Genomic DNA, 4063 nt, shown 5'->3' with positions numbered 1-4063 from the left:
CCCGGTCGCCGCATCCAGCGCCAGACGCTCTTCGGCCGGAAAGGCGTGGGCGTACTGCTCGCCGCGCTTGTCGGTCGCCAGCACCACCCGCCAGCCGCGCGCCGCCATCTCGCGGGCCAGCGCCTCTGCAGGGAACATATGGCCGCCGGTGCCCCCGGCGGCGACGACGCAGACCTTGGTCATGGGCGGTACTCTCTTACGGCAGCAGGCGACGACGCGGGTTAACGTTCGACCCCAGTTCATAGGCGCCCGGACGACGCCGGGTCAGGGCCAGGGCGAACCCCATCGTCAGCCCCATGGCCATCATGGACGACCCGCCATAGCTGATGAACGGCAGGGTCATCCCCTTGGTCGGGATCAGGTTCAGGTTCACCGCGATATTGATGCAGGCCTGCAGGCCGATCAGCATGAACAGCCCCGCCGCCGCCGTCTGTTCGAAGGAGTCGTTCAGCTTCATCGCCTTGCGCATCCCGCGAATGACGATGAAGGCGTAAAGCCCGATCATGATCAGCGACAGCACCAGGCCGAACTCCTCGGCCCCGACGGAATAGATGAAGTCGGTGTGCAGGTCGGGGACGTGGCGTTTCATCACCCCCTCGCCGATGCCGCGCCCGACCAGCCCCCCGGCGCGGATCGCCTCGGACGCGCGGTCGATCTGGTGGGTGTCGGTCGTCTCGGGCGACAGGAAGCGGCTCAGGCGGTCCCGCATGTGGCTGAACATGAAATACAGCGACACCACCCCGCCCGCGCCGACCGCCGCCAGCGCCGCCACCCACTTCAGCGGCACCCCGGCCATGAAGAAGACGGCCATGAAGGTCGTGGTGATCAGCAGGGTCTGGCCGATGTCCGGCTGGATCAGCAGCAGGCCGACCGTCAGCGCCCACAGGCCGAAGGCGATGCTGACGCCGGGCACGCCCTCGCCCTTCTGAGCCTCGGCGAACATCCAGGCGGCGAAGACGATCAAACCGGGCTTGGCGAACTCGGACGGCTGCAGGCTGAACGGCCCCAGATTGATCCAGCGCGCCGCCCCCTTCACCGTGTCGCCGATGAAAGGCAGGGCCGCCATAACCACGATGGCGCAGAACAGCGCCAGCACCGCGATCCGCCGCACCCCGCGCGGCGACAGCAGCGAGGCGCTCAGCATGGCGATCAGCCCCATGGTCGAGAAGACCATCATCCGCCAGGAATAGTGGAAGGGGTCGCTGATCGATTCATCGGCCAGGATCGCCGCCGGGCTGGAAGCGAAGCTCAACGCCACGCCCAGCGCCACCAGCGTCAGCGCCGCGCCCAGCAGGCCGCGATCCACCGTCCAGAACCAGCGCGCGATCAGGCTCTGGTCGTTGCGCGAGAAGGGATGGCTGTAGCTGTTGTGGGTCATGCGGCGGGCTCCGGCCGTGCGCCCAGGGCCAGGACGGCGGCGCGGAACGCCTCGCCCCGGACCTCGAAATCGGGGAACTGATCGAAGCTGGCGCAGGCGGGCGACAACAGGATCACCTGCTCGCCTCCGGCCGCAGCCGCGTCGGCGGCGGCCAGTTCGACGGCCCGCTCCATCGTATGGGCGACGACGTGCGGGGTGTCGGCCAGAGTGACGGCGAAGGCGTCCGCCGCCTCCCCGATCAGATAGGCCTTGGTCACGCGCGGGAAGAGATCGCTCAAGCTGTCGATGCCGCCATCCTTGGCCTTGCCCCCCGCGATCCAGAAGACGGCAGGATAGGACGCCAGCGCCTGCCGCGCCGCATCCGCATTGGTGGCCTTGGAATCGTTGATGAAGCGCACGGCGCCGAGGCGCCCGACGGCCTCCATCCGGTGCGACAGGCCGGGGAAGCTCAACAGCCCCTCCACCGCCCCCTCATGCGACACGCCCAGCGCCCGGGCCGTGGCATAGGCGAAGGCCGCATTCTGGGCGTTGTGGCGTCCGGGAAGCGAGCGGGCGGCGGTCAGGTCCACGGCTGGCGCTCCAGCGAGGGTCAGCACGCCCGGCGCAGCCGCGATATCAGCAGCCTGATCGACCGTGGAAATCGTCTCCACCCGCCGCCCCTGTGCGCGCAGGTCCGCCGCAGCCTTCCGGCCCCACTCCTCGTCCACGCCGACCAGCGCCAGCGCCTCACCATCCTGCGCCTGGAAGATCCGGCGCTTGGCGGCGACATAGCCCTCCATCCCGCCGTGGCGATCCAGATGGTCCGGCGACACATTGGTCAGGATCGCCACGTACGGCGCGAAGCCCGTCGTCAGGTCCAGCTGATAGGACGACACCTCGATCACATAGACCGCATCCGCCGTCGGCTCCGGCAGGGCCAGAACGCCGATGCCGATATTGCCGCCAATGTGGACGCTGAGGCCCGCCTGCTTCAGCACCCAGCCGATCAGGGCCGTGGTCGTCGACTTGCCGTTGGTGCCGGTGATGGCGACGACGCGCGGCTGCTGCCCTTGCGGCCGGGCGGCCAGCGCCCGCGCGAACAGCTCCACATCGCCGATGACCGGCACGCCCGCCTCATGGGCGCGCTCCACGCTCCAGTGCGGCTTCGGATGGGTCAGCGGCGCGCCCGGCGACAGCACCAGGGCGGCGAACCCCGACCAGTCGGCGCGGGTCAGATCCTCGACCATGAAGCCCTCGGCCTCGGCCTGCATCCGGCCCGAGACGCCGTCGTCCCACAGCACAGGGATGGCCCCGCCCGCCTGAAGCGCGCGCGCCGCCGTGATCCCCGACCGCCCCAGGCCGAAGACCGCAACGCGACGCCCCTCGAAGCCGGGAACGGGGATCATCGGATCAACGCAGCTTCAGCGTGGCCAGACCGAGCAGCGCCAGCATGGCGGCGACGATCCAGAAACGGATGACGACGGTGGATTCCGGCCAGCCCATCTTCTCGAAGTGGTGGTGGATGGGCGCCATCAGGAAGATGCGCTTGCCGGTCAGCTTGAAGTAGCCGACCTGAATCATGACCGAGGCCGCCTCGACCACGAACAGGCCGCCGACGATGCCCAGCACCAGCTCGTGCTTGGTCGCCACGGCCATCGAACCCAGAGCGCCGCCCAGAGCCAGCGAGCCGGTGTCGCCCATGAAGATCTTGGCCGGCGGGGCGTTGTACCACAGGAAGCCCATGCCCCCGCCGATGATGGCGGCGCAGAAGATGGCCAGTTCGCCCGCGCCGGGCACGTGGTGGACCTGCAGATAGTCCGCGAACAGGAAGTTGCCGACCAGATAGCTGATGATGCCGAAGGCGCCCGCCGCCATCATCACCGGCACGATGGCCAGGCCGTCCAGCCCGTCCGTCAGGTTCACCGCGTTCGAGAAGCCGATGATGGTGAAGGCCGCAAAGGCCACATAGAACCAGCCGATGTTCAGCAGCACCGCCTTCAGGAAGGGGAAGGCGATCGAGGTCTCCAGCCCCGGCGAGGTCGGCGACTGGGTCATCCACAGCACGGTCAGCACGCCGGCGATCACGGCCACGACCGTCTGGGCCAGCAGCTTCTGCTTCGACGTCAGCCCGGCCGAGGTCTGCTTCGTCACCTTGGCGTAGTCGTCGATGAAGCCCAGCACGCCGAAGGCCGCCGTTACGCCCGAGACGATCCAGATATAGGGGTTGGTCAGGTCGCCCCACAGCAGCACGGCCACGCCGATGCCCGCCAGGATCATCAGCCCGCCCATGGTCGGGGTGCCGACCTTGGACAGGTGGGACACCGGGCCGTCGTCGCGGATCGGCTGGCCCCGGCCCTGCTTGGCGCGGATCCAGTTGATGAAGCGGCTGCCCATGGCGACCGCGACGATCATGGCCGTGGCCATGGCCAGGGCCACGCGCACCGTCTGATACTGGATCAGGTGCAGCAGCGGATATTCCTGGGCGATGTCCGCGTAATAGAGATAGAGCAGGTAGAACATCAGGCGGACTTCCCTTGGGCCTCGGCGGCGACGCGCGCCTCTTGTTCGGCCACGCCGAGATTTGCAAGCGCGGCCGCGACCAGCGAGGCCTTCGACCCGTTCGAGCCCTTGACCATGACAACATCGCCCGGCTGCGCCAGCAGGGCGGCCTCGGCGGCCAGTTCGGCGGCCGTCGCACGCCACTCG

Annotated in this window: 4 protein-coding genes and 1 pseudogene; all 5 read right to left on the bottom strand. The window is 68.7% G+C overall.

Going from position 1 to position 4063, the window contains the following annotated elements:
- Positions 1-183: glycosyltransferase (locus tag RT567_RS14340; protein WP_313576946.1), on the bottom strand; the 183-nt coding region annotated here is incomplete at its 3' end.
- 13 nt (positions 184-196) lie between these two features.
- Entirely contained in the window at positions 197-1378 is a 1182-nt protein-coding gene (gene ftsW / locus RT567_RS14335; RefSeq protein WP_313576945.1) for a putative lipid II flippase FtsW, read from the bottom strand.
- Complete coding sequence (gene murD, locus RT567_RS14330; RefSeq protein ID WP_313576944.1) at positions 1375-2763, bottom strand: UDP-N-acetylmuramoyl-L-alanine--D-glutamate ligase; 1389 nt, start codon at positions 2761-2763, stop codon at positions 1375-1377. The genes ftsW and murD overlap by 4 nt, the downstream gene beginning before the upstream one ends.
- A 4-nt stretch (positions 2764-2767) precedes the next feature.
- Entirely contained in the window at positions 2768-3877 is a 1110-nt protein-coding gene (gene mraY / locus RT567_RS14325; protein ID WP_125901528.1) for a phospho-N-acetylmuramoyl-pentapeptide-transferase, read from the bottom strand.
- Positions 3877-4063: pseudogene (locus tag RT567_RS14320) on the bottom strand (hypothetical protein); the annotation flags it as partial. The gene mraY and the pseudogene RT567_RS14320, both read right to left, overlap by 1 nt.

Source organism: Brevundimonas sp., assembly GCF_032107865.1.
Lineage (GTDB): Bacteria > Pseudomonadota > Alphaproteobacteria > Caulobacterales > Caulobacteraceae > Brevundimonas.
The sequence above is the reverse complement of the archived record's forward strand: the minus strand, read 5'-3'. Positions and strand labels throughout refer to the sequence as shown.

Excerpts from the sequence above, each read along its gene's own strand:
- murD (WP_313576944.1), bottom strand. The coding sequence starts at position 2,763 with ATGATCCCCGTTCCCGGCTTCGAGGGGCGTCGCGTTGCGGTCTTCGGC.
- ftsW (WP_313576945.1), bottom strand. The coding sequence starts at position 1,378 with ATGACCCACAACAGCTACAGCCATCCCTTCTCGCGCAACGACCAGAGC.
- mraY (WP_125901528.1), bottom strand. The coding sequence starts at position 3,877 with ATGTTCTACCTGCTCTATCTCTATTACGCGGACATCGCCCAGGAATAT.